This is a genomic window from Streptomyces sp. NPDC005799 (genome assembly GCF_040630525.1).
GTDB classification, from domain to species: domain Bacteria; phylum Actinomycetota; class Actinomycetes; order Streptomycetales; family Streptomycetaceae; genus Streptomyces; species Streptomyces griseorubiginosus_B.
Genome location: NZ_JBEXXQ010000022.1, coordinates 54,374 through 76,468 on the forward strand (window position 1 = coordinate 54,374; position 22,095 = coordinate 76,468).

Below are 22,095 nucleotides of genomic sequence, written 5' to 3' on the forward strand. Positions count from 1 at the left end.
CCGTGGAACGACCAACCGGGGATACCCCTTTGTGGGATATCCCCGGTCGGGATCGTTCATGTCATCGAGCGATCGCCTGAGTGGTGTCAGACGAGCTCGGTGACGGTGCCGCCGGCGGCGGTGATCTTCTCCTTGGCGGAGCCGGAGACGGCGTCGACCGTCACCTGCAGCGCCACGGAGATCTCGCCCTGGCCGAGGACCTTGACGAGCGCGTTCTTGCGAACGGCACCCTTGGCCACCAGACCCTCGACGGTGACCTCGCCACCCTCGGGGTAGAGCGCGGACAGCTTGTCGAGGTTCACGACCTGGTACTCGGTCTTGAACGGGTTCTTGAAGCCCTTCAGCTTCGGAAGACGCATGTGGAGGGGCATCTGCCCACCCTCGAAGCGCTCCGGAACCTGGTAGCGGGCCTTGGTGCCCTTGGTACCACGACCGGCCGTCTTACCCTTCGACGCCTCACCACGACCGACACGGGTCTTGGCGGTCTTGGCGCCCGGGGCGGGACGGAGGTTGTGGATCTTGAGCGGGTTGTTCTCCGCCATGATCAGTCGACCTCCTCGACCGTCACGAGGTGGCGGACGGTGTGCACCATGCCGCGGAACTCGGGGCGGTCCTCCTTGACGACCACGGTGTTGATCCCCTTGAGACCAAGCGACCGCAGAGTGTCACGGTGGTTCTGCTTGCTGCCGATGTAGGACTTGACCTGCGTAATCTTGAGCTGCGCCATGATTACGCACCCGCCCCGGCACGCGCACGGAGAAGAGCCGCGGGGGCGACGTCCTCGAGCGGCAGACCACGGCGGGCCGCGATCTCCTCGGGACGCTGCAGACCCTTCAGGGCCTCCACGGTCGCGTGCACGATGTTGATCGCGTTGTCGGAGCCGAGCGACTTCGACAGCACGTCGTGGATACCGGCGCACTCGAGCACGGCACGCACCGGACCACCGGCGATAACACCGGTACCGGGGGACGCGGGCTTGAGCAGCACGACGCCTGCAGCCTTCTCACCCTGGATGGGGTGCGGGATGGTGCCCTGGATACGGGGGACCTTGAAGAAGTGCTTCTTGGCCTCCTCAACGCCCTTGGCGATGGCGGCCGGCACCTCCTTGGCCTTGCCGTAACCGACACCCACGGTGCCGTCACCGTCGCCCACCACGACCAGCGCGGTGAAGCTGAAGCGACGACCACCCTTCACAACCTTGGCGACACGGTTGATCGCGACGACACGCTCAACGTAAGCGGTCTTCTCGGCGGCGGCTGCGCCACCGTCACGACCCTTACGGTCCCGCCGCTCGCCGCCACCGGCACCGCCACCGCGGCGCTGGGGTCCAGCCATTGGATTACCTCTCTCTTTCCGCTAGCTACGAGCGGCTCAGAACTTGAGCCCGGCTTCGCGGGCGGCGTCCGCCAGGGCGGCGATGCGCCCGGCGTACTGGTTGCCACCACGGTCGAACACGACGGCCTCGACACCGGCGGCCTTGGCGCGCTCGGCGACCAGGGCACCGACCTGCTTGGCCTGGGCCGACTTGTCGCCCTCGCCACCGCGGATCGAGGTGTCCAGGGTGGACGCCGACGCAAGGGTGTGACCCTTGAGGTCGTCGATCACCTGGGCCACGATGTGGCGGTTCGAGCGGGTAACGACCAGACGCGGACGCTCCGCCGTTCCGTTGATGTTCTTACGGATCCGGATGTGGCGGCGCTTGATCGCGGCGCGCTTGTAGGCGTCGCCCTTGAGGATCTTCTGTCCGTATGCCATGGCTTACTTACCCGCCTTTCCGACCTTGCGGCGGATGACTTCGCCCTCGTACTTGACGCCCTTGGCCTTGTACGGGTCGGGCTTGCGCAGCTTGCGGATGTTGGCCGCAACCTCGCCGACCTTCTGCTTGTCGATGCCCTCGACCGAGAACCGGGTGGGGGCCTCCACCTTGAAGGTGATGCCCTCGGGGGCCTCGACGGTGATCGGGTGGCTGTAGCCGAGAGCGAACTCCAGGTTCGAACCCTTGGCGGTCACGCGGTAACCGACACCGCTGATCTCGAGCTTCTTCACGTAACCCTGGGTCACGCCGGTGATCATGTTCGCCACCAGCGTGCGGGACAGGCCGTGCAGGGCCTTGTTCTGACGCTCGTCGTTCGGGCGGGTGACGTTCAGGACGCCGTCCTCACCCTTGGCGACCTCGATCGGCGCGGCGACGGTGTGGGTCAGCGAGCCCTTCGGGCCCTTGACCGAGACCGTACGCCCGTCGATGGTGACGTCCACGCCGGCGGGAACCGTGATGGGGAGCTTGCCAATACGCGACATAGCTGTTTCCTCCGTTCCCTTCCGCTACCAGACGTAGGCGAGGACTTCCCCACCCACGCCCTTCTTGCCGGCCTGCTTGTCGGTGAGGAGCCCGTGCGACGTGGAGATGATCGCCACGCCGAGGCCACCCAGCACCTTGGGCAGGTTGGTGGACTTCGCGTACACCCGGAGACCGGGCTTGGAGATCCGCTTGATGCCCGCGATGGAGCGCTCACGGTTCGGGCCGAACTTCAGCTCGAGAACGAGGTTCTTGCCGACCTCGGCGTCCTCGACCTTCCAGCCCGTGATGAAGCCCTCCTGCTGGAGGATCTCCGCGATGTGCGACTTGATCTTCGATGCCGGCATCGTCACGGAGTCGTGGTATGCCGAGTTCGCGTTCCGCAGACGCGTAAGCATGTCTGCGATCGGATCAGTCATGGTCATGAATTGGCCTTCGGCCTCTCTCGCCGGGGTTTCCAGGTGCCCATCCCTCTCCTCGATCCGAGACGAGGCGGGTGCGGTGCGGTGGACCTACGGCGTAGTAAGTCGTACGGGCGTCAAGGCGCCCAACCCTCCCAGCCTAAGCCATGGAGGGATGGGCCCCTGACCAAACCCTTTGCTTACCGAGAGCTTCAGGTATCCCCAAGTAGGGGATTACCAGGAGCTCTTGGTCACGCCCGGCAGCTCGCCACGGTGAGCCATCTCACGAAGGCACACGCGGCACAGGCCGAACTTGCGGTACACGGAGTGCGGACGGCCGCAGCGCTGGCAGCGGGTGTAGCCACGCACACCGAACTTGGGCTTGCGAGCAGCCTTGGCAATCAGAGCCTTCTTCGCCATCTCGCTCACGCCTCCTTGAACGGGAAGCCGAGGTGACGAAGGAGCGCGCGGCCCTCAGCGTCGTTGGTCGCCGTGGTGACCACGGTGATGTCCATGCCCCGGGTACGGTCGATCTTGTCCTGGTCGATCTCGTGGAACATGACCTGCTCCGTGAGACCGAAGGTGTAGTTGCCACGGCCGTCGAACTGCTTGGGGGACAGACCGCGGAAGTCGCGGATGCGCGGGAGCGCGAGCGACAGGGTGCGGTCCAGGAACTCCCACATGCGGTCGCCACGGAGCGTGACGTGGGCACCGATCGGCTGACCCTCGCGCAGCTTGAACTGCGCGATGGACTTGCGGGCCTTGGTGACGGCCGGCTTCTGACCGGTGATGGTGGTCAGGTCGCGGATCGCGCCCTCGATCAGCTTCGAGTCACGGGCGGCGTCGCCGACACCCATGTTGACCACGATCTTCACGAGACCGGGGATCTGCATGACGTTCTCGTACTTGAACTCGTCACGCAGCTTGCCCGCGATCTCCTCGCGGTACTTCGTCTTGAGACGCGGAGTGGTGGTGGTAGCCATCAGATGTCCTCACCCGTCCGCTTGGCAACGCGGATCTTGTTGCCCTCGTCGTCGAAGCGGTAACCGACACGCGTGACGACCTTCTGACCGTCCTTCTCAACGACCAGCTGGACGTTGGAGACGTGGATCGGCGCCTCGGTCGTGACGATGCCGCCGGCCTGCGAACCGCTGGCGGTCGGACCGGCCTTGGTGTGCTTCTTGACCCGGTTGACACCCTCGACCAGGACGCGCTCGTCGCGCGGGTAAGCGGCAATGACCTTGCCCTGCTTGCCCTTGTCCTTGCCGGTGATGACCTGGACCAGGTCGCCCTTCTTGATCTTCATGCTTACAGCACCTCCGGAGCCAGCGAGATGATCTTCATGAACTTCTTCTCGCGCAGCTCACGCCCTACCGGGCCGAAGATGCGGGTGCCGCGAGGGTCGCCGTCGTTCTTCAGAATGACGGCGGCGTTCTCGTCGAAGCGGATGTACGAGCCGTCCGGACGGCGGCGCTCCTTGACGGTGCGAACGATGACCGCCTTGACGACGTCACCCTTCTTCACGTTGCCACCGGGGATCGCGTCCTTGACGGTGGCGACGATGACGTCACCGATGCCCGCGTAGCGGCGACCGGAGCCACCGAGCACACGGATGCAAAGGATCTCCTTCGCACCAGTGTTGTCGGCGACACGCAGTCGCGACTCCTGCTGGATCACGTCTATCTCCTGTTTGTCTGCCGGTTCCCGCAGCGGCCTTTCGGGCCGAGCCTGCGAGCCTGGCGGAACCGTCCTGCGAAGGTTGCCCCGCAGGAATTACTAACGCCTCTGGAAGGGAAGAACCCGCCCGCCGGGGACCTCGGCCCCCGGCGGGGTGCCCGGGCCGGAGCCCTGGCGGGGGTCAGCGGGGGCGAACCCCCGCTTGATTACTTCGCCTTCTCGAGGATCTCGACGACGCGCCAGCGCTTCGTCGCGGACAGCGGCCGGGTCTCCGCGAGGAGGACACGGTCGCCGACACCCGCGGCGTTCTGCTCGTCGTGCGCCTTGAGCTTGTTCGTACGGCGGATGACCTTGCCGTACAGCGCGTGCTTCACGCGGTCCTCGACGGCGACGACGACGGTCTTGTCCATCTTGTCGCTGACGACCAGACCCTCACGGGTCTTGCGGAAGCCGCGGGCCTCTGCGGTCTGCTCAGTCACGTTGCTCTCACTCATCAGGCGTTCTCCACCGTTTCGATGCCCAGCTCACGCTCGCGCATCAGGGTGTAGATCCGCGCGATGTCCTTGCGGACCGCCTTCAGACGGCCATGGTTCTCGAGCTGACCGGTCGCCGCCTGGAAGCGGAGGTTGAACAGCTCTTCCTTGGCCTCGCGGAGCTTCGCCAGAAGCTCCTCGTTGCCCAGCTCGCGCAGCTCGGACGCCTTGGTACCGGCCGACATCACGCTTCACCTGCCTCGCGCTTGACGATCCGGCACTTCATCGGCAGCTTGTGGGCCGCACGAGTCAGAGCCTCACGGGCGATCTTCTCGTTGGGGTACGACAGCTCGAACATCACGCGTCCGGGCTTGACGTTGGCGATCCACCACTCAGGAGAACCCTTACCGGAACCCATGCGGGTCTCGGCGGGCTTCTTGGTGAGCGGACGGTCCGGGTAGATGTTGATCCAGACCTTGCCACCACGCTTGATGTGACGCGTCATGGCGATACGAGCGGCCTCGATCTGACGGTTCGTCACGTACGCCGGGGTGAGCGCCTGGATGCCGTACTCGCCGAACGCAACCGTCGTGCCACCCTTGGCGGCGCCGGAGCGCCCGGGGTGGTGCTGCTTGCGGTGCTTGACCCTACGGGGGATCAGCATGTCGGTCAGGCCTCCGTTCCGGTGCTCTCAGCCGGTGCAGCGGCGGCGGGGCCCGAAGACTCAGTCTTGGGGGCCTCGGCACCGGCAGCCTGCTGCGGCTTGCGACCGCGCCGCTCGCCACCACGGCCACCACGGGCCGGGCGGTCGGCACCGCCACCACCACGGGCCGGGCGGTTGCCGGCACGGGCAGCGGCGTTCTCGGCGCGGACCTCGGCGATGTTCTTGACGTCGCCCTTGTAGATCCAGACCTTCACACCGATGCGGCCGAAGGTCGTCTTGGCCTCGAAGAAGCCGTAGTCCACGTTCGCGCGGAGCGTGTGCAGGGGCACGCGGCCCTCGCGGTAGAACTCCGAGCGGGACATCTCGGCGCCGCCGAGGCGGCCGCCGCACTGGATCTTGATGCCCTTGGCGCCGGCCTTCATGGCGGACTGCATGCTCTTGCGCATGGCCCGACGGAAGGAGACGCGGGAGGAGAGCTGCTCGGCGACGGCCTGCGCGACCAGCTGAGCGTCCGTCTCGGGGTTCTTGACCTCGAGGATGTTCAGCTGGACCTGCTTGCCCGTGAGCTTCTCGAGGTCACCGCGGATGCGGTCGGCCTCGGCGCCACGGCGGCCGATGACGATGCCCGGACGAGCGGTGTGGATGTCCACACGCACGCGGTCACGGGTGCGCTCGATCTCCACCTTCGAGATGCCGGCGCGCTCCATGCCGGACGTCATCATCCGACGGATGGCGACGTCTTCCTTGACGTAGTCCTTGTACAGCTTGTCGGCGTACCACCGGGACTTGAAGTCCGTGGTGACACCGAGTCGGAACCCGTGCGGGTTAACCTTCTGGCCCATTACCGGGTTCCTTCCTTGCTGCTGACGACCACGGTGATGTGGCTGGTCCGCTTGCGGATCCGGTAGGCACGGCCCTGGGCACGCGGACGGAACCGCTTCAGGGTCGGGCCCTCGTCGACGTACGCCTCGGAGATGAAGAGGCTGTCGGCGTCGGTGTGGTCGTAGTTGTGCGCGGCGTTGGCGATGGCGCTGTCGAGCACCTTGCCGACGGGCACGGAGGCTGCCTGCGGAGCGAATCGCAGAACAGCCTGAGCCTCCGTGGCGTCCATGCCACGGATAAGGTCCACCACGCGGCGGGCCTTCATGGGCGTAACGCGGATGTACCGCGCCTGGGCCCTGGCTTCCATGGTTGTCCCTCTCAGTTACTTACGTGTCTGAATGCGATCCGCTACTAGCGGCGCTTCGACTTCCGGTCGTCCTTGACGTGACCCCGGAAGGTGCGCGTCGGCGAGAACTCGCCGAGCTTGTGGCCGACCATCGACTCGGTGACGAACACCGGGATGTGGGTCTTGCCGTTGTGCACCGCGATCGTGTGGCCGAGCATGGCCGGGACGATCATCGAGCGACGGGACCAGGTCTTGATGACGTTCTTAGAGCCCGCTTCGTTCTGGGCGTCCACCTTCTTGATCAGGTGGTCGTCGACGAAGGGCCCCTTCTTGAGACTGCGCGGCATCTAAACCCGCTCCTAGCGCTTCTTGTTCGTCTTGCGGCGGCGGACGATGTACTTGTTCGACGCCTTCTTGGGCGAACGAGTACGACCTTCCTTCTGGCCCCAGGGGCTGACCGGGTGGCGACCACCGGAGGTCTTGCCCTCACCACCACCGTGGGGGTGGTCAACCGGGTTCATCGCCACACCGCGAACGGACGGGCGGACGCCCAGCCAGCGCTTGCGGCCGGCCTTGCCCCAGTTGATGTTGCTCTGCTCGGCGTTGCCGACCTCGCCGACCGTGGCGCGGCAGCGCTGGTCGACCAGGCGGATCTCACCGGAGGGCATGCGGAGGTGGGCCATCGTGCCCTCCTTCGCGAGCAGCTGCACGGAGGCACCGGCGGAGCGGGCGAACTTGGCGCCGCCGCCCGGACGAAGCTCCACGGAGTGGATCGTCGTACCGACGGGGATGTTGCGCAGCGCCAGGTTGTTGCCGGGCTTGATGTCGGCGCCCGGACCGTTCTCGATCCGGTCGCCCTGGGTCAGACCCTTCGGCGCCAGGATGTAGCGCTTCTCGCCGTCCGCGTAGTGGAGCAGCGCGATGCGCGCGGTGCGGTTGGGGTCGTACTCGATGTGCGCGACCTTCGCCGGCACGCCGTCCTTGTCGTGACGACGGAAGTCGATCACGCGGTAGGCGCGCTTGTGTCCGCCACCCTGGTGGCGAACGGTCACACGACCGGCGTTGTTACGGCCGCCCTTGCTGTGCAGGGGGCGGACCAGCGACTTCTCCGGCGTGGACCGCGTGACCTCGACGAAGTCGGCGACGCTGGAACCACGACGGCCCGGCGTAGTCGGCTTGTACTTGCGGATTCCCATTTCTCAGTCCTCGTCCGATATCGGACGATCCGACCCGCTTACGCGGTCGGACCGCCGAAGATGTCGATACGGTCGCCCTCGGCGAGGGTCACGATCGCGCGCTTGGTGGCCGCACGCTGGCCGAAGCCGGTGCGGGTCCGCTTGCGCTTGCCGATGCGGTTGATCGTGTTGACCCCGGTGACCTTGACCGAGAAGACCGCTTGGACGGCCTGCTTGATCTGGGTCTTGTTGGCGTTCGGGTCGACGATGAACGTGTACTTGTTCTCGTCCAGGAGCGCGTAGCTCTTCTCCGACACGACCGGCTTGAGCAGCACGTCACGGGGGTCCGTGTACGACTTGCTCAGCGGCGTCTCGACGGTGTTCTTGCCCTCGGCGGCGTGGCGACGCGCCTTGGCGACGCGCGCGGCCTTGGCGGCCTTCGCCGCCTTGGAGGCAATGCTCGGGTGACGCGTAGCCATCAGGCCTCGCTCCCTTCGGTGTCGTTGGCCTTCGGGCCGGCGACGAAGGACTCGAAAGCGGCCTGGGTGAAGACCACGTCGTCCGAGACGATCACGTCGTACGTGTTCAGCTGGCCCGGCTCCAGGATGTGCACCTGGGGCAGGTTGCGGGCGGACAGCCACGCGGCCTCGTCGGCGCGGTCGACGACCAGGAGCAGGTTCTTGCGCTCCGAGATCTTGCCGAACAGCGTACGAGCGGCCTTCGTGGAGGGGGTCTCGCCCTCGATCACGCCGGTGACGACGTGGATGCGGTTGTGGCGGGCCCGGTCGGTGAGGGCGTGGCGCAGGGCCGCGGCCTTCATCTTCTTCGGGGTCCGCTGCGAGTAGTCACGCGGCTGCGGGCCGTGGACGACGCCACCGCCGGCGAACTGCGGCGCGCGGGTCGAGCCCTGACGGGCGCGGCCGGTGCCCTTCTGGCGGTACGGCTTCTTGCCGCCACCGCGAACCTCGCCGCGGGTCTTGGTCTTGTGCGTGCCCTGACGGGCAGCGGCGTTCTGCGCGACGACGACCTGGTGGATCAGCGGGATGCTGACCTTCTCCACGCCGAAGATCTCCGCGGGGAGCTCGACGCTACCGGTCTTCTCGCCCGCAGGCGAAAGGATGTCAACAGTGCTCATCGGTACCTCAGGCCCCCTTGGCCGCGGTGCGGACCAGGACGAGGCCGCCGTTCGGACCGGGAACCGCGCCCTTGATGAGCAGCAGACCCTTCTCCGCGTCAACGGCGTGGACGGTCAGGTTCTGGGTGGTGACACGCTCGTTGCCCATGCGACCCGCCATGCGGAGGCCCTTGAACACGCGGCCCGGGGTGGCGCAGCCACCGATGGAACCGGGCGAGCGGTGCTTGCGCTGGGTGCCGTGACCGGCGCCGAGGCCCTTGAAGTTGTGACGCTTCATGACACCGGCGAAGCCCTTGCCCTTGCTCTTGCCGGTGACGTCGACCTTCACGCCGGCCTCGAAGACCTCGGCGGTGACTTCCTGACCGAGCGTGTACTCGGCGGCGTCGGCCGTCCGGATCTCGACGAGGTGACGACGGGGAGTGACGTCGGCCTTCGCGAAGTGGCCCTTGAGGGGCTTGTTCACCTTGCGCGGGTCGATCTCGCCGAAGGCGATCTGGACCGACTCGTAGCCGTCGACGTCGTTGGTGCGGACCTGGGTGACGACGTTGGGGCCGGCCTTGACGACGGTGACCGGAACAACACGGTTGTTCTCGTCCCACACCTGCGTCATGCCGAGCTTCTCGCCCAGGATGCCCTTGATCTGCTTAGCCATTCTCAGATCACCGGCCTCAGAGCTTGATCTCGATGTCGACACCGGCCGGGAGGTCGAGTCGCATCAGAGAGTCAACGGTCTTGGGGGTGGGGTCGAGGATGTCGATCAGGCGCTTGTGGGTGCGCATCTCGAAGTGCTCGCGCGAGTCCTTGTACTTGTGCGGCGACTTGATGACGCAGTACACGTTCTTCTCAGTGGGCAGCGGCACCGGGCCCGCGACCGACGCACCAGTACGGGTCACCGTCTCGACGATCTTCTTCGCCGAGGAGTCGATGACCTCGTGGTCGTAGGCCTTGAGCCGGATGCGGATCTTCTGTCCCGCCATGGCTACTCAGTAGTCCTGTCTCTTCTACAGCTCTGGAACCCGGTGTTCCCTTGACTTCCTCCGACCCACGCGGTCGGGCGTGTCGCGCTTTCACTGACACAGATGTCCCTTGTTCGAACATCCCTTGCCTGGGAAAGAGGTTCACCGGGTGCCTGGCCAGTGCCGCACCACACTTCCCGGAAGATTCCCGTACGTCCGCCCCAGTGCTGCCATCAGGCAGTTAGGACGACGAGTACTGTGGGACTCGCTTCCGGTCCCCCCGGCGGGAGGCGCGCAGCATCAACACTCGACCGAGCAACTCCGACAGTCTGCCATATGGGGCAGGGGCCTGGCCAATCGAGCCGGAGACAATACCCCCGGAGTGACGCAGGTCAAACACACGTCTCCACCCACGTCTCCACCGGCGAGGCGATCAGCCGCGGAAACGTGCCTGACTGTCTCCCCCTCGTTCAGCCAGAAACGGTCGGAGCAACTCCAGGCACACGCCCATCCGGAGGCGGCGGGCGGCGGAGCCGGTCGCGCAGTGGGTCGGCCTCCGGCAGGCCCAGCTCGTCGAAGACGGCCAGCGCCCGGCCCCAGGCGCCGCGTGCCGCCTCCGGCTCCCCCGCGGCATCGAGGGTGTCGCCCAGGTAGGCCAGGCCGATCGCCTCGCTGCGCCGGTCCCCCGTTTGCCTGAACAGGCGTAGCGCCTGCTCGTAGCAGTCCACCGCCTCCGCGAACCGCCCGAGGAGGCGGTGGACAAAGCCGAGGCTGTCCCAGGTGTGCGCCTCGCCGTTGAGGTCACCGATCTCCTGTACGGCGGCGAGGGCCTGCCGGCAGGAGGTGAGCGCCTCGCGGTGGTCGCCGAGTTTGGCGAGATACCAGCCGATCTGGTTCAGGGCGATGGCCTGTCCGCCGCGGTCGTGCGCGGCGCGGAAGTGGCCAAGGCTCAGCCGGGCGTGCTCCAGCGCCTCCGCGTGGGCGCCCCGCGCCGAGGCCGCGATGGCCAGGTTCTGGCGGATCCGGGCCTGTCCGGCGTGGTTGCCCAGCTCCTGGAACAGGCCGAGGCCCAGCAGATAGTGCTCACGGCCGCGGTCGGCGTTGCCCAGCCGGTACCAGGCGAGCCCGAGGCCGCGGTGGGCGTTGGCCTGACCGGCCTTGTCGTGGCCGCGCCGAGCGCTGTCCAGGGCGATGGTGTGCGCGTCGGCCAGCGCCTGCCAGTGGCCCTGCCGTTCCAGGAAGGTGCCGAGCGTCGTGGCGAGCTGCCAGGTGTGGGTCTCGAAACCGGGCTGCCCTCGCTGCACCGCGGACAGCAGCACGGAGTACTCGGCGGCGAACCAGGCCAGCGCCTCGTCGGGGTCCGTGGGCCGTCCCGGCAGGGCGCCGGGCAGCGCCGGGGCGAGCGTCATCGGGTCCCGCCGCCGGGTCAGCAGCGCGTCGGCTGCGTAGGCAGTGTGGAGATAGTGGTCGAACATCCGGTGGACGGCGGCGTGGCGAATGTCCTCGCCGTCGTGTCCGGCGGCCAGTTCGGCGGCGTACGCGCGCAGCAGGTCGTGGAAGGTGTACCGGCCGGGCCGGTGCTCGGTGAGCAGCTGCGCCTCGGTGAGTTCGGCGAGCAGGGTCCGGGCCGCGGGGGCGGTGGTCCCGGCCAGTGCCGCCGCGGCCGGCACGGCGGTGTCGGGTCCGGGGTGCAGGCCCAGCACCCGGAACAGCCGGGCGGCCTCCGGGCTCAGCATCCGGTACGACCACTGGAACACCGACCGCACTCCGGTGAGCGAGTCGCCGCCGTCCAGCGGGTCCAGTCGGCGGTCGGCCGTTCGCAGCTCCTCCGCGAGCCCGGCCAGCGGCAGTCCGGGCCGGCCGGCGGCGCGGGCGGCCACGACCGCGAGGGCCAGCGGCAGCCCCGCGCACTGCACGACGATCTCGTCCACCGCCGCGGGCTCGGCGGCCATCCGGACGGCCCCGAGCCGCCCGGCCAGCAGCGCGCGGGCCTCGGCGGGGGTGAGCAGGTCGACGGGGAGAAGATGGGCGCCTTCGGTGACCGCCAGTCCGGTGAGCCGGTTGCGGCTGGTGACGAGCGCCAGACAGCCGGGTGCCCCGGGCAGCAGTGGGCGTACCTGGTCCGCGTCCCGGGCGTTGTCGAGCACGATCAGCACCCGTCGGCCGGCCAGCAGACTGCGGTAGAGCGCCGCCTGGGCGTCGAGTCCGCGCGGCACCCGGTCCGCGGGCACCCCGAAGGCGTCGAGGAACCCCCGGATCGCCTCGCCCACGCCCACCGCGGCGCCGCCCGGGTCGTACCCCCGCAGGTTCACATAGACCTGCCCGTCCGGAAACTCCGCCCGCACCTGTCGCGCCCAGTGCACGGCGAGCGCGGTCTTGCCCACGCCGGCGGTGCCGGAGAGGGCCGAGATGACAACGGCCGTCGGCTGCCGCTCGACCTCGGCGAGGAGATCGTGGAGCCGTGCGAGCTCTTCGACACGACCGGTGAAGTCGCCGACGCTCATGGGAAGTTGAGCCGGGATGTCATGCGAGGGCCGCGGCGGCGCCCCGGTGACGGCACGCCTCCCGCCGGACGCCGCGGTGGCAGCCGGGGCGGGGGGTCGGACGGCGGCGAGCTCGGCCGCCGGCACGGCAGCGGTAAGCCCAGGCGGCACAGGCGGCGCGGCGGAGACCTCGGCCGAAGAACCGGCAGCGGCCGTCGCCACAGGCGGTGCGGAGGGAGCGATGCGTGCCGACCGAACGGAGGCGGCCGAGGGCGGCAGGGCGGGCTCCGTCGTACGCGGCGCACCGACCAGGCTCCGCACCTCACCGGTGACATACGTCCCCGACAGGCCGACGTCCCCTCCGAAACGCCGCCCCTCCTGGACCGACTGCCCTGTCCCGCCGGGATTCCCGGCGGAGGGCGTGCGCCCGCCCCCGCCGAATCTCCGCCCCCGCAGGATCGCCGCGTGCGTCCCGCCGAGCCGTTCTCCCGGGTCCGCCCCCAGCTCCTCCGCCAGCCGCTCCCTGATCTCCACGAAGCAGCGCAGCGCCCCCGCGCTGTCCCCCACGGCGTGCAGTGCCCTCATCAGCACCTCGGCCAGGGGTTCCGCCAGGGGGTACTCCCCCAGCAGTTCGGTCAGCGGCTGTACGACGGCGGCGGGGTCCCCCTCGCGGAGTTCCACCTCGGCCAGCAGAACGGCCGCGTCGACACGTCGGCGATGCCATGCCTGCCGTACTCGCTCGGCCCACGGACCGTCCAGCCCGGTCAGCGGCTCGCCGCGCCACAGGGCGAGCGCCTCCCGCAGCAGCGACACCTGTGTGCCGACGGGCTGTCCGGGCCGCCGGGCCAGCTCGTCCAGCCGACGGAACCGGTGCAGATCCACCTGGTCCGGGCCCGCCTCCAGCTGATATCCGCCGGAGCGCCGCAGCAGCCGTAAGGGCTCCTCCCCGGCGTCGCCCGTCCGCTCGCACACCCGCCGGATCCTGGCGACATGGGCGTACAGGGCCCGCCGCGCACCGGACGGCGGAGCGGCACCCCAGATCCTCTCGGTCAGTACGTCGACCGGGACCGGCCGACCGGCGTCCACCGCGAGAGCGGCCACCACGGTACGGCGCTGCGGCGGCCCGAGCTCCTCGACGCGCCCCCGCAGCTCCAGCTCGACCGGTCCCAACAGCCGTAACTGAACCAAGAGTTCCACCTCCCTGGCACATTTTCTTCACAGAATGCCCGTGGGAGAACGCGGCGCGACAACCTTTCGGCAACATCCCGCCCCAGACTCGCCCCCCACCCTGGTCGAGCGCCTCCCGCCACGGGGGAGCGGGAGGCGCTCGACCACCCGCGTCATCACCGCACGCGACCACCGCGGGGAAGACAAGGGAGAACAGAAGAAGAGAAAACGGGGATCTGCCGATGAACCAGGCGACATCGGTGTCCACACCCGCGCCCATGACCGGGGCGAACGGGCGTGGAGTACTGGAGGGCGCGTTCGCGCTGCTGAGAGCGGTGGAGCGGGCCGAAGGGGCGAGGCTGACCAGGCTGGCGGCGCAGTGCGGGCTGCCCAAGACGACCGCGCACCGGCTGCTGGAGCAGCTGATCGAACTCGGCGCGGTGCAGCGCAGCGGCGTCGGCTACGGGATAGGCCCGCGCGTGTACCAGCTGGGGCAGCGCTGGCAGCCGTTCCCGGGCCTGCGGACGGCCGCGCGCGAACCGGCGAGACGGCTGGCCGCCGCCACCGGCATGGCGGTCGGCCTCAATGTGCTGTGGCAGGGCCAGACCCTGGTCCTGGACTGGACGCCCGGCCGGGCATCGTCCGTCGGCTCGCCGGACACCGAGGCGACCTGGCCCTGGTACACGGCGGCCGGAAAGGTTCTGGTCGCCGGCGCCCACCCCGGCCTTCCGGTGGGCCCGCTGCCCGCCCTCTGGCGGCGCGAGGCGGAGTCGATACGGGACCTGGGCGCCGCCTTCGACCGGGAGGGGGTGCTGGAGGGGGTGTGCTGCGTGGCCGTACCGCTGTACGGCCCGGACCGTGCGCCGATAGCGGCGCTGAGCGTGCTGACCGACCCGTCGCACCACCTGGAACGGCTCGCCGGCCCGGCACGGCGCGCGGGGGCGGCGATCAGCAGGGCGCTGGGCCACCGCTGAACACCGCCCCCGCGGGTCTTCCGTCCCGCTTACCCCGTCCTACTGGGTGTGCCACCGGTCGTACTGGTCGGAAGGATCACAGGGGGTCGTCCGCAGGAGCGTGCCGTTGGCCACGCTCGGCGTCGACAGGCAGTATCCGCTCGACACGTTCTGCCAGACGTCGTACCAGCCCGAGGGCGGGCCCTCCGGGTTGTCCGCGAAGTACACCCGCCACTGCTGGTTGGCAGCGGCGGCGTTGCAGAACTCCTGCTCCAAGCGCGCCCGCGACGACCCCGCCGACGCCACCTGGCACACCCGCCCCGAGCCGATCCCGGTCGTCCCGGCCGCCGGGCCCCGCTACACCGGCCCGGTAGCCGTCCTGACCGGCGGCTCCACGGTGAGCGCCGGCGAGACGTTCACGCAGGCCCTCGTCGACCGGCCGGGCCGGACGGTACGGATCGGGCAACCGACGCAGGGCGTCTTCTCGGACGTCGTGATCCGCAGACTCCCCGACGGCATGGCCGTCTGGCTTCCCAACGAGGAGTACCTGACCCGCACCGGCCGCACCTTCGACGGCGCCGGCATCCCGCCCCACCTCACCGAGCCGGTCTTCACGAAGGAGGATTTCGCCCAGCTGCTGCGCCGCTAGGAAGCCGCGTTCCGCAGCCGGGCGAACGACGTCTCCAGGCCCCTTTTCAGCAGGCGGGCCACCGGTGCCTCCACGACGCGGTGGACCAGCCAGCTCAGGAGCAGGAAGCCGGCGATGACGGAGGCGACCAGGAGGCGGGCGTCCATCGTGTCCTTGAGGCGGCTGATGACCGCCGTACCGGCGGCGTAGTGCATCAGGTACAGCGGGTACGTCAGGCTGCCGGCCGTCACCAGCCACTTCCAGCGGACACGGTCCGTCGCGCCGAGCGCGATCGCCACCATGACCAGCAGGAACACGGTGTAGATCAGCAGCGCCCCGCGCCAGCTGGAGACGTGCTCGACGGTGTCGATCCGTTTGCCGAGCTCCCGCTGTCCCATCAGCCAGGACATCGCGAGGATGCCCCACAGCAGCAGGTCCTGGCCGAAGCGGTACATCAGGTACAGGGCGAGGCCGGCGATGAAGTACCAGGCTCCGTCGGGGTTGGCGACCAGGGTGAGGAGTCTGAAGTCCGCCACCGGCGTCAGCATCGCCGCCGCGCCCCAGACGCAGCAGAAGACGACGACCTTGCGGTACGTCAGCCCGGTCGCGACCACGAGCAGGAAGAGCAGGTAGAAACGGAGCTCGGACCAGAGGGTCCAGTACACGCCGTCGACGTTGCCCACGTTCGAACCGGCCTGCAGCATCGTGAAGTTGAGCAGCACGTCCCGTGCCCGCATCCGGTCCCAGAGGCCGGGTAGCAGCACCAGGACGGCGGTGGTGAAGGCTATGGCGAACCAGTACGCGGGGTAGAGCCGTATGACCCGGGAGACGAAGAACTGGCGTGGGCTGCGGCCCCAGCAGGACATGCAGATCACGAAGCCGCTGATGACGAAGAAGATCTCGACGCCGATCCAGCCGTAGGACGCGACGTGGAACACCGTCGGCATGATGTCGGACACCGGCCGGTCCCAGATGGCGTTGCCCGGCTGGTTCACCCGCCAGGTACCGGCGTAGTGGTGCGCGGCGACCATCAGCGCGGCCGCCAGCCGGATGCCGTCGATGGCGTACAGCCGCGGGCGTTGCCGGCGCGGCGGGTCGGCGGGACGGGGCACCCGCACCACGCGCAGCTGCTGCGTCGGCCGGTCGGCCATCACGGACATGCACGTCCCCCTGTCTGCCTGTTTCTGCCGGTCGGTCCACGCTAGGACGTCACAAGAACCCCACAGAGAACAGAGGCGAACAATCGGGGCACCGATGGCGGGGAGTTGGTCCAACTCTCGACGACATGTCCCGCAAGGTTTGCCGAGACTTCACCGGCCGACCATCGCCGGGCCGCGCGCCGGGCAAGCGAAAGGGCCCGTACGACCGAAGTCGTACGGGCCCTCTCAGAGGCCTAGCGGCTCAGAGTCACTTGGTGATCTTGATGACCTGGCCGGCGCCGACCGTCCGGCCACCCTCACGGATGGCGAACTTCAGGCCCTCTTCCATGGCGATGGGCTGGATGAGCTCCACCTTCATCTCGGTGTTGTCACCCGGCATGACCATCTCGGTGCCCTCGGGGAGGGTCACGACGCCGGTCACGTCCGTCGTACGGAAGTAGAACTGCGGACGGTAGTTGTTGAAGAACGGCGTGTGGCGGCCACCCTCGTCCTTGGACAGGATGTAGGCCTGCGCCTCGAACTCGGTGTGCGGGGTGACCGAGCCCGGCTTGATGATGACCTGGCCGCGCTCGACGTCCTCGCGCTTGATGCCGCGGAGCAGCAGACCGACGTTCTCACCGGCCTGGCCCTCGTCGAGCAGCTTCCGGAACATCTCGATGCCGGTGACCGTGGTGGTGGTCTTCTCCGGCTTGATGCCGATGATGTCCACGGTCTCGTTGACCTTCAGGACACCACGCTCGATACGGCCGGTGACGACCGTACCGCGACCGGTGATCGTGAAGACGTCCTCGATCGGCATCAGGAACGGCTTGTCGACGTCGCGCTCCGGCTCCGGGATCGCGGTGTCGACGGCGGCCATCAGGTCCAGGACCGACTGGCCCCACTCCTTGTCGCCCTCGAGCGCCTTGAGCGCGGAGACCTTGACGACCGGAACGTCGTCGCCCGGGAACTCGTACTCGGAGAGCAGCTCACGGACCTCGAGCTCGACGAGCTCCAGGATCTCCTCGTCGTCCACCATGTCGGCCTTGTTCAGGGCGACGACGATGTACGGAACGCCGACCTGGCGGGCCAGGAGCACGTGCTCCTTGGTCTGCGGCATCGGGCCGTCGGTGGCGGCGACAACGAGAATGGCGCCGTCCATCTGCGCCGCACCCGTGATCATGTTCTTGATGTAGTCCGCGTGACCGGGGCAGTCGACGTGGGCGTAGTGACGGGTCTCCGTCTGGTACTCGACGTGCGCGATGGAGATGGTGATACCGCGCTGGCGCTCTTCGGGAGCCTTGTCGATCTGGTCGAACGCCGAGGCCTCGTTCAGGTCCGGGAACGCGTCGTGCAGCACCTTGGTAATGGCGGCCGTGAGGGTCGTCTTACCGTGGTCGATGTGACCGATGGTGCCGATGTTGACGTGCGGCTTAGTCCGCTCGAACTTCGCCTTCGCCACTGGGGTCCTCCTGTGGAGTGGTTCTGTACGCCTTACTTCATCGGCGCCAGGTGATCTTTGCTGTCAGTGCCCGGGCCCCGGGGCATTCCCCCACGATTGGGGAGGAATACCCCGGCAGGCTCCGGAGTCAAGCCTACGGCGTATGAACGCGGTGCGTTAACGCGGTGCGTTTACTCGCCCTTGGCCTTCGCGATGATCTCCTCGGCGACGTTCCGCGGAACCTCGGCGTAGGAGTCGAACTGCATGGAGTAGCTGGCCCGGCCGGACGTCTTGCTGCGCAGGTCGCCGACGTAACCGAACATCTCCGAGAGGGGCACGAGGCCCTTCACGACGCGGGCACCGGCCCGCTCCTCCATGGCCTGGATCTGGCCACGGCGGGAGTTGATGTCGCCGATGACCTCGCCCATGTAGTCCTCGGGCGTGGTGACCTCGACGGCCATCATCGGCTCGAGCAGCACGGGGCTGGCCTTGCGCGCGGCCTCCTTGAAGGCCTGCGAACCGGCGATCTTGAAGGCGAGCTCGGAGGAGTCGACCTCGTGGTAGCCACCGTCGTGCAGGATCACACGGACACCGGTCATCTCGTAACCGGCGAGGATGCCGAACTGCATGGCCTCCTGCGCACCCGCGTCCACCGAGGGGATGTACTCCTTGGGGATGCGGCCACCGGTCACCTTGTTGATGAACTCGTACGAGGCGTCGCCGCCCTCGATCGGCTCGATGCCGATCTGGACCTTGGCGAACTGACCCGTACCACCGGTCTGCTTCTTGTGCGTGTAGTCGACGCGCTCGACGGCCTTGCGGATCGTCTCGCGGTAGGCCACCTGCGGCTTGCCGACGTTGGCCTCGACCTTGAACTCACGGCGCATGCGGTCGACCAGCACCTCGAGGTGCAGCTCGCCCATACCACCGATGATGGTCTGGCCGGTCTCCTCGTCCGAGTGGACCTGGAAGGACGGGTCCTCCTCGGCCAGGCGCTGGATCGCGACGCCCAGCTTCTCCTGGTCGCCCTTCGACTTGGGCTCGATGGCGACCTGGATGACCGGCGCCGGGAAGTCCATGGACTCCAGGATCACCGGGGCCTTGTCGTCGCACAGCGTCTCGCCGGTGGTGGTCTGCTTCAGACCCATGACGGCGATGATGTCGCCGGCACCCACCGAGTCGATCTCCTCACGCTTGTTCGCGTGCATGCGGTAGATCTTGCCGATGCGCTCCTTCTTGCCCTTGACGGAGTTCAGCACCGAGGTGCCGGACTCCAGGCGGCCCGAGTAGACCCGGACGAAGGTGAGCTTGCCGAGGTGCGGGTCGCTCATGATCTTGAACGCCAGCGCGGACAGCGGCTCGTCCTCGGACGGCTTGCGCTTGACCACGACCTCCGGGTCCTTCACGTCGTGGCCCTCGATGGCCTCGACGTCCAGGGGGGAGGGGAGGTAGCGCACGACCGCGTCGAGCAGGGGCTGGACGCCCTTGTTCTTGAACGCGGTGCCACAGAACACGGGGGTGACCGTGACGTCCTTGGACTTGCCGGACGCGATGGTGATACGACGGATCGCGGCGTACAGCTGCTCCTCGGTGGGCTCGACGCCCTCGAGGTACAGCTCCATGATCTCCTCGTCGTTCTCGGCCACGGCCTCCAGCAGCTTGCCGCGGTATTCCTCGGCAGCCTCGGCGTGCGTGTCCGGGATGTCGACGACGTCGTACATCTCGCCCTTGGTGGCCTCGGCGGACCAGACGAGCGCCTTCATGCGGACCAGGTCCACGACGCCCTTGAAGTCGGCCTCGGCACCGATCGGGAGCTGCATGACGATCGGCTGAGCGCCCAGGCGGTCCGAGATCATGTCCACACAGCGGTGGAACTCGGCGCCCGTGCGGTCGAGCTTGTTGACGAAGCAGATACGCGGAACGCCGTAGCGGTCCGCCTGACGCCACACCGTCTCGGACTGGGGCTCGACGCCGGCGACGCCGTCGAACACCGTCACGGCACCGTCGAGCACGCGCAGCGAACGCTCCACCTCGACGGTGAAGTCGACGTGGCCCGGCGTGTCGATGATGTTGATGGTGTGGTCGACGTCTTCCAGCGGCCAGTGACAGGTGGTGGCAGCAGAGGTGATCGTGATGCCACGCTCCTGCTCCTGCTCCATCCAGTCCATGGTGGCAGCGCCGTCGTGGACCTCACCGATCTTGTAAGACACACCGGTGTAGAACAGGATCCGCTCGGTGGTGGTCGTCTTGCCCGCGTCGATGTGGGCCATGATCCCGATGTTGCGGACCTTGGCCAGGTCAAGTGAAGTGGTAGCCATAAGGCTTCAGTCTTCTCTCGGTCTCGATGTGGGTAGCGACTACCAGCGGTAGTGCGCGAAGGCCTTGTTGGACTCGGCCATCTTGTGCGTGTCCTCGCGCTTCTTCACAGCGGCACCAAGGCCGTTGGAGGCGTCGAGAAGCTCGTTGAGCAGACGCTCGGTCATGGTCTTCTCGCGACGGGCGCGGGAGTAACCGACCAGCCAGCGCAGCGCGAGCGTGTTGGCGCGACCGGGCTTGACCTCGATCGGAACCTGGTACGTCGCACCACCGACACGGCGGGACTTGACCTCGAGGGTCGGCTTGATGTTCTCCAGTGCGCGCTTCAGCGTGATGATCGGGTCGTTGCCCGTCTTCTCACGCAGACCCTCCATGGCGCCGTAGACGATGCGCTCGGCGGTGGAGCGCTTGCCGTTCAGCAGCACCTTGTTGATGAGGGAGGTCACCAGAGGAGAACCGTAGACCGGGTCGATGATGACCGGGCGCTTCGGGGCGGGGCCCTTACGAGGCATTCTTACTTCTCCTTCTTGGCGCCGTAACGGCTGCGAGCCTGCTTGCGGTTCTTGACACCCTGGGTGTCGAGCGAACCGCGGATGATCTTGTAGCGAACACCCGGCAGGTCCTTCACACGGCCGCCGCGCACGAGCACGATGGAGTGCTCCTGCAGGTTGTGTCCCTCACCCGGAATGTAAGCGGTGACCTCGATCCCGCTGGTCAGACGCACACGCGCGACCTTACGCAGGGCCGAGTTCGGCTTCTTCGGGGTGGTCGTGAACACACGCGTGCAGACGCCACGACGCTGAGGGGAACCCTCGAGTGCGGGCGTCTTGTTCTTCTCGACCTTGTCCTGCCGGCCCTTGCGGACCAGCTGCTGGATCGTAGGCACTACTTCTCCGGTTTCTGTGTGCCGATGGGTACAGCTAACCTGGAACGTCGCCGACCCACGCGGTCGGGTGTGTCGAATCCGGCAGACTCCCGCCGCAAGGCAAAAGGGCACAGATTACGGTGGCCAGTTACGGCTCGCTATGCGGTTGATGGCACGCACAAGAGCCAGGGCACACCCCAGGCACAAGGTCTGAGCGTACCTACCGCATTCGCTGCGGTCAAAACAAATGGGCCCCGCCCGCATCACCATGCGGAACATGTCAAGACCCTACGCCGTACGTGATCTTCGATTTCACGTCCCGGTCACGTGGAGACGCTAGCCGGAAGCGAGCGACACCGCGATGAGAAGGGTCAGCACCAGGGCCCATCCGGCGGTCGACAGCCAGCCCAGCACCAGCCCGGTCATGGCGAGCCCCTCACCCGTCTCGCCGGTCCGCTCGATCTCGGCGCGCGCGGTGTGGCCGAGGATCACCGCCGGGATCCCGGTGAGCCCCAGCGTCGGCACGCACAGCAGCCCGCACACGGCGGCCCCGACGGCCTTCCCGTTCGTCTGGGGCCGCGCGGTGGGCAGGAACGTCCGCGGTACGGGCGGTACGGCCATCAGGGGCGCCGGCTGCGGTACGGGGCCCGCGGGCAGGTCGCCGACCAGCAGGGCCAGCTCCCCCACCGTCCGCGCCGCGTAGGCCCGCGCCACCCGCTTCTCGAACTCGGAGTGCTCCAGCCGCCCCTCCCCGTACCCGGCTCTGAGCACGTCGACGGCCCGCTCGCGGTCGGCGTGCGAGGCGAGCATGGAGGAGGTGGTGTGGGACTGCCACGGCTGCGGGACACCTTGCCCCGACTGCCACGGCTGCCATGGAGTCGGTTGAGACACGGGCGCCTCCCCCCAAAAGCGAATGAACGCCTCCATCATCCTCCAACGCCCCGCTTTCGCCACGGGTTCCCACACAGCGGACCCACTTCCGGCCACCCCTTGACCCACCGAGCGCCATTGACCGGACGGCAGGGTCGTCGCGTGGCGCCGGGGGCAGGCGTGGACCCGCGGCGGTCGTAGGCGGGTTCCACCGGACGCCGGCAGACCCGACAGTCGCGTGACCAGGGTCTGGGCCGCGGCTGGGGCCCCGCCGGATCCCGACCGGCC

At 68.1% G+C, this 22,095-nt stretch carries 29 protein-coding genes and 1 pseudogene; 2 read left to right on the forward strand and 28 right to left on the reverse strand.

Translation table 11 applies throughout. The features are described from left to right. Positions 1-86: 86 nt before the first annotated feature. The 22 genes from rplO to ABZ453_RS22450 all read right to left on the reverse strand — a co-directional run bounded on the left by rplO (position 87) and on the right by ABZ453_RS22450 (position 13,625). Entirely contained in the window at positions 87-542 is a 456-nt protein-coding gene (gene rplO, locus ABZ453_RS22345; RefSeq protein ID WP_359016908.1) for a 50S ribosomal protein L15, read from the reverse strand. 2 nt (positions 543-544) lie between these two features. After that, positions 545-727, reverse strand: a complete 183-nt coding sequence (gene rpmD, locus ABZ453_RS22350; RefSeq protein ID WP_003998814.1) for a 50S ribosomal protein L30 — start codon at positions 725-727, stop codon at positions 545-547. A gap of 2 nt (positions 728-729) precedes the next feature. Next, complete coding sequence (rpsE, locus tag ABZ453_RS22355; RefSeq protein ID WP_009190144.1) at positions 730-1,335, reverse strand: 30S ribosomal protein S5; 606 nt, start codon at positions 1,333-1,335, stop codon at positions 730-732. A gap of 36 nt (positions 1,336-1,371) precedes the next feature. After that, entirely contained in the window at positions 1,372-1,755 is a 384-nt protein-coding gene (gene rplR / locus ABZ453_RS22360; RefSeq protein ID WP_133043287.1) for a 50S ribosomal protein L18, read from the reverse strand. Positions 1,756-1,758: 3 nt separating this feature from the next. After that, the gene (gene rplF / locus ABZ453_RS22365; protein WP_133043288.1) at positions 1,759-2,298 is read right to left on the reverse strand and encodes a 50S ribosomal protein L6; all 540 of its coding nucleotides are present in this window, start codon (positions 2,296-2,298) and stop codon (positions 1,759-1,761) included. A 24-nt stretch (positions 2,299-2,322) separates the two neighbouring features. Then, on the reverse strand, positions 2,323-2,721 hold the full coding sequence (gene rpsH / locus ABZ453_RS22370) for a 30S ribosomal protein S8 (RefSeq protein ID WP_007384075.1): 399 nt from the start codon (positions 2,719-2,721) through the stop codon (positions 2,323-2,325). A 210-nt stretch (positions 2,722-2,931) separates the two neighbouring features. After that, positions 2,932-3,117: a type Z 30S ribosomal protein S14 gene (locus tag ABZ453_RS22375; RefSeq protein WP_003948630.1), complete on the reverse strand. Its 186-nt coding sequence runs from the start codon at positions 3,115-3,117 to the stop codon at positions 2,932-2,934. 5 nt (positions 3,118-3,122) lie between these two features. Then, a complete protein-coding gene (rplE, locus tag ABZ453_RS22380; RefSeq protein WP_020135807.1) occupies positions 3,123-3,680 on the reverse strand; it encodes a 50S ribosomal protein L5 in 558 nt (185 codons plus the stop codon). After that, positions 3,680-4,003: a 50S ribosomal protein L24 gene (gene rplX, locus ABZ453_RS22385; RefSeq protein ID WP_133043289.1), complete on the reverse strand. Its 324-nt coding sequence runs from the start codon at positions 4,001-4,003 to the stop codon at positions 3,680-3,682. The genes rplE and rplX overlap by 1 nt, the downstream gene beginning before the upstream one ends. 2 nt (positions 4,004-4,005) lie before the next feature. Continuing rightward, positions 4,006-4,374, reverse strand: coding sequence for a 50S ribosomal protein L14 (gene rplN / locus ABZ453_RS22390; protein WP_003998823.1), 369 nt, complete (start codon positions 4,372-4,374; stop codon positions 4,006-4,008). A 206-nt stretch (positions 4,375-4,580) separates the two neighbouring features. Beyond that, a complete protein-coding gene (gene rpsQ, locus ABZ453_RS22395; protein WP_007384073.1) occupies positions 4,581-4,868 on the reverse strand; it encodes a 30S ribosomal protein S17 in 288 nt (95 codons plus the stop codon). After that, positions 4,868-5,092, reverse strand: coding sequence for a 50S ribosomal protein L29 (gene rpmC, locus ABZ453_RS22400; protein ID WP_007494763.1), 225 nt, complete (start codon positions 5,090-5,092; stop codon positions 4,868-4,870). Before rpmC ends, rpsQ begins: the two co-directional genes overlap by 1 nt. Next, positions 5,092-5,511: a 50S ribosomal protein L16 gene (rplP, locus tag ABZ453_RS22405; protein ID WP_007494765.1), complete on the reverse strand. Its 420-nt coding sequence runs from the start codon at positions 5,509-5,511 to the stop codon at positions 5,092-5,094. The genes rpmC and rplP overlap by 1 nt, the downstream gene beginning before the upstream one ends. Before the next feature lie 5 nt (positions 5,512-5,516). Continuing rightward, positions 5,517-6,353: a 30S ribosomal protein S3 gene (gene rpsC / locus ABZ453_RS22410; protein WP_359016914.1), complete on the reverse strand. Its 837-nt coding sequence runs from the start codon at positions 6,351-6,353 to the stop codon at positions 5,517-5,519. Further along, positions 6,353-6,700 carry a 50S ribosomal protein L22 gene (gene rplV / locus ABZ453_RS22415; RefSeq protein ID WP_003974262.1) on the reverse strand — a complete coding sequence of 116 codons (348 nt, stop codon included), beginning with the start codon at positions 6,698-6,700 and terminating at the stop codon, positions 6,353-6,355. The genes rpsC and rplV overlap by 1 nt, the downstream gene beginning before the upstream one ends. A 44-nt stretch (positions 6,701-6,744) precedes the next feature. Further along, the gene (gene rpsS, locus ABZ453_RS22420) at positions 6,745-7,026 is read right to left on the reverse strand and encodes a 30S ribosomal protein S19 (protein WP_007384069.1); all 282 of its coding nucleotides are present in this window, start codon (positions 7,024-7,026) and stop codon (positions 6,745-6,747) included. A 12-nt stretch (positions 7,027-7,038) separates the two neighbouring features. Beyond that, positions 7,039-7,875: a 50S ribosomal protein L2 gene (rplB, locus tag ABZ453_RS22425; RefSeq protein ID WP_359016917.1), complete on the reverse strand. Its 837-nt coding sequence runs from the start codon at positions 7,873-7,875 to the stop codon at positions 7,039-7,041. Positions 7,876-7,913: 38 nt separating this feature from the next. Further along, positions 7,914-8,333, reverse strand: coding sequence for a 50S ribosomal protein L23 (rplW, locus tag ABZ453_RS22430; protein ID WP_359016919.1), 420 nt, complete (start codon positions 8,331-8,333; stop codon positions 7,914-7,916). Continuing rightward, complete coding sequence (rplD, locus tag ABZ453_RS22435) at positions 8,333-8,989, reverse strand: 50S ribosomal protein L4 (protein ID WP_359016921.1); 657 nt, start codon at positions 8,987-8,989, stop codon at positions 8,333-8,335. Before rplD ends, rplW begins: the two co-directional genes overlap by 1 nt. A gap of 7 nt (positions 8,990-8,996) precedes the next feature. Next, on the reverse strand, positions 8,997-9,641 hold the full coding sequence (gene rplC / locus ABZ453_RS22440) for a 50S ribosomal protein L3 (RefSeq protein WP_046732368.1): 645 nt from the start codon (positions 9,639-9,641) through the stop codon (positions 8,997-8,999). Between the two features lie 16 nt (positions 9,642-9,657). Then, positions 9,658-9,966, reverse strand: coding sequence for a 30S ribosomal protein S10 (gene rpsJ, locus ABZ453_RS22445; protein WP_003948644.1), 309 nt, complete (start codon positions 9,964-9,966; stop codon positions 9,658-9,660). Positions 9,967-10,415: 449 nt separating this feature from the next. Next, positions 10,416-13,625 (reverse strand): BTAD domain-containing putative transcriptional regulator, encoded by a 3,210-nt coding sequence (locus tag ABZ453_RS22450; RefSeq protein ID WP_359016924.1) that lies wholly within the window; start codon positions 13,623-13,625, stop codon positions 10,416-10,418. A 212-nt stretch (positions 13,626-13,837) separates the two neighbouring features. Between ABZ453_RS22450 and ABZ453_RS22455 the strand changes: the two genes are divergently transcribed. Together ABZ453_RS22455 and ABZ453_RS22460 are read left to right on the forward strand one after the other, a co-directional pair. Then, positions 13,838-14,569: a helix-turn-helix domain-containing protein gene (locus tag ABZ453_RS22455; RefSeq protein WP_359016926.1), complete on the forward strand. Its 732-nt coding sequence runs from the start codon at positions 13,838-13,840 to the stop codon at positions 14,567-14,569. A 250-nt stretch (positions 14,570-14,819) separates the two neighbouring features. Next, positions 14,820-15,197: pseudogene (locus ABZ453_RS22460) on the forward strand (S41 family peptidase); the annotation flags it as partial. Here the strand turns inward: ABZ453_RS22460 and ABZ453_RS22465 are convergent. The 6 genes from ABZ453_RS22465 to ABZ453_RS22490 all read right to left on the reverse strand — a co-directional run bounded on the left by ABZ453_RS22465 (position 15,194) and on the right by ABZ453_RS22490 (position 21,828). After that, positions 15,194-16,336 carry an acyltransferase gene (locus ABZ453_RS22465; RefSeq protein WP_359016928.1) on the reverse strand — a complete coding sequence of 381 codons (1,143 nt, stop codon included), beginning with the start codon at positions 16,334-16,336 and terminating at the stop codon, positions 15,194-15,196. The pseudogene ABZ453_RS22460 and the gene ABZ453_RS22465 sit on opposite strands and share 4 nt — an antisense overlap. Before the next feature lie 247 nt (positions 16,337-16,583). Then, positions 16,584-17,777: an elongation factor Tu gene (tuf, locus tag ABZ453_RS22470; RefSeq protein WP_359016930.1), complete on the reverse strand. Its 1,194-nt coding sequence runs from the start codon at positions 17,775-17,777 to the stop codon at positions 16,584-16,586. Between the two features lie 170 nt (positions 17,778-17,947). Beyond that, on the reverse strand, positions 17,948-20,074 hold the full coding sequence (fusA, locus tag ABZ453_RS22475) for an elongation factor G (RefSeq protein ID WP_359016932.1): 2,127 nt from the start codon (positions 20,072-20,074) through the stop codon (positions 17,948-17,950). Between the two features lie 39 nt (positions 20,075-20,113). Beyond that, on the reverse strand, positions 20,114-20,584 hold the full coding sequence (gene rpsG / locus ABZ453_RS22480) for a 30S ribosomal protein S7 (RefSeq protein WP_003992340.1): 471 nt from the start codon (positions 20,582-20,584) through the stop codon (positions 20,114-20,116). Positions 20,585-20,586: 2 nt separating this feature from the next. Beyond that, a complete protein-coding gene (rpsL, locus tag ABZ453_RS22485; RefSeq protein ID WP_003948652.1) occupies positions 20,587-20,958 on the reverse strand; it encodes a 30S ribosomal protein S12 in 372 nt (123 codons plus the stop codon). Between the two features lie 315 nt (positions 20,959-21,273). Beyond that, positions 21,274-21,828, reverse strand: a complete 555-nt coding sequence (locus tag ABZ453_RS22490) for a DUF1707 and DUF4190 domain-containing protein (protein ID WP_359016934.1) — start codon at positions 21,826-21,828, stop codon at positions 21,274-21,276. Between the last annotated feature and the right edge of the window lie 267 nt (positions 21,829-22,095).

Excerpts from the sequence above, each read along its gene's own strand:
- fusA (WP_359016932.1), bottom strand. The coding sequence starts at position 20,074 with ATGGCTACCACTTCACTTGACCTGGCCAAGGTCCGCAACATCGGGATC.
- rplO (WP_359016908.1), bottom strand. The coding sequence starts at position 542 with ATGGCGGAGAACAACCCGCTCAAGATCCACAACCTCCGTCCCGCCCCG.
- rpsS (WP_007384069.1), bottom strand. The coding sequence starts at position 7,026 with ATGCCGCGCAGTCTCAAGAAGGGGCCCTTCGTCGACGACCACCTGATC.
- rplB (WP_359016917.1), bottom strand. The coding sequence starts at position 7,875 with ATGGGAATCCGCAAGTACAAGCCGACTACGCCGGGCCGTCGTGGTTCC.
- rplF (WP_133043288.1), bottom strand. The coding sequence starts at position 2,298 with ATGTCGCGTATTGGCAAGCTCCCCATCACGGTTCCCGCCGGCGTGGAC.
- rpsC (WP_359016914.1), bottom strand. The coding sequence starts at position 6,353 with ATGGGCCAGAAGGTTAACCCGCACGGGTTCCGACTCGGTGTCACCACG.
- rpsE (WP_009190144.1), bottom strand. The coding sequence starts at position 1,335 with ATGGCTGGACCCCAGCGCCGCGGTGGCGGTGCCGGTGGCGGCGAGCGG.
- rpsH (WP_007384075.1), bottom strand. The coding sequence starts at position 2,721 with ATGACCATGACTGATCCGATCGCAGACATGCTTACGCGTCTGCGGAAC.
- rpsG (WP_003992340.1), bottom strand. The coding sequence starts at position 20,584 with ATGCCTCGTAAGGGCCCCGCCCCGAAGCGCCCGGTCATCATCGACCCG.
- ABZ453_RS22455 (WP_359016926.1), top strand. The coding sequence starts at position 13,838 with ATGAACCAGGCGACATCGGTGTCCACACCCGCGCCCATGACCGGGGCG.
- rpmC (WP_007494763.1), bottom strand. The coding sequence starts at position 5,092 with ATGTCGGCCGGTACCAAGGCGTCCGAGCTGCGCGAGCTGGGCAACGAG.
- rplR (WP_133043287.1), bottom strand. The coding sequence starts at position 1,755 with ATGGCATACGGACAGAAGATCCTCAAGGGCGACGCCTACAAGCGCGCC.
- rplC (WP_046732368.1), bottom strand. The coding sequence starts at position 9,641 with ATGGCTAAGCAGATCAAGGGCATCCTGGGCGAGAAGCTCGGCATGACG.
- rplW (WP_359016919.1), bottom strand. The coding sequence starts at position 8,333 with ATGGCTACGCGTCACCCGAGCATTGCCTCCAAGGCGGCGAAGGCCGCC.
- rplX (WP_133043289.1), bottom strand. The coding sequence starts at position 4,003 with ATGAAGATCAAGAAGGGCGACCTGGTCCAGGTCATCACCGGCAAGGAC.
- rpsQ (WP_007384073.1), bottom strand. The coding sequence starts at position 4,868 with ATGAGTGAGAGCAACGTGACTGAGCAGACCGCAGAGGCCCGCGGCTTC.
- rplP (WP_007494765.1), bottom strand. The coding sequence starts at position 5,511 with ATGCTGATCCCCCGTAGGGTCAAGCACCGCAAGCAGCACCACCCCGGG.
- ABZ453_RS22375 (WP_003948630.1), bottom strand. The coding sequence starts at position 3,117 with ATGGCGAAGAAGGCTCTGATTGCCAAGGCTGCTCGCAAGCCCAAGTTC.
- rplE (WP_020135807.1), bottom strand. The coding sequence starts at position 3,680 with ATGGCTACCACCACCACTCCGCGTCTCAAGACGAAGTACCGCGAGGAG.
- rpsJ (WP_003948644.1), bottom strand. The coding sequence starts at position 9,966 with ATGGCGGGACAGAAGATCCGCATCCGGCTCAAGGCCTACGACCACGAG.
- ABZ453_RS22465 (WP_359016928.1), bottom strand. The coding sequence starts at position 16,336 with ATGTCCGTGATGGCCGACCGGCCGACGCAGCAGCTGCGCGTGGTGCGG.
- rpmD (WP_003998814.1), bottom strand. The coding sequence starts at position 727 with ATGGCGCAGCTCAAGATTACGCAGGTCAAGTCCTACATCGGCAGCAAG.
- rplD (WP_359016921.1), bottom strand. The coding sequence starts at position 8,989 with ATGAGCACTGTTGACATCCTTTCGCCTGCGGGCGAGAAGACCGGTAGC.
- rplV (WP_003974262.1), bottom strand. The coding sequence starts at position 6,700 with ATGGAAGCCAGGGCCCAGGCGCGGTACATCCGCGTTACGCCCATGAAG.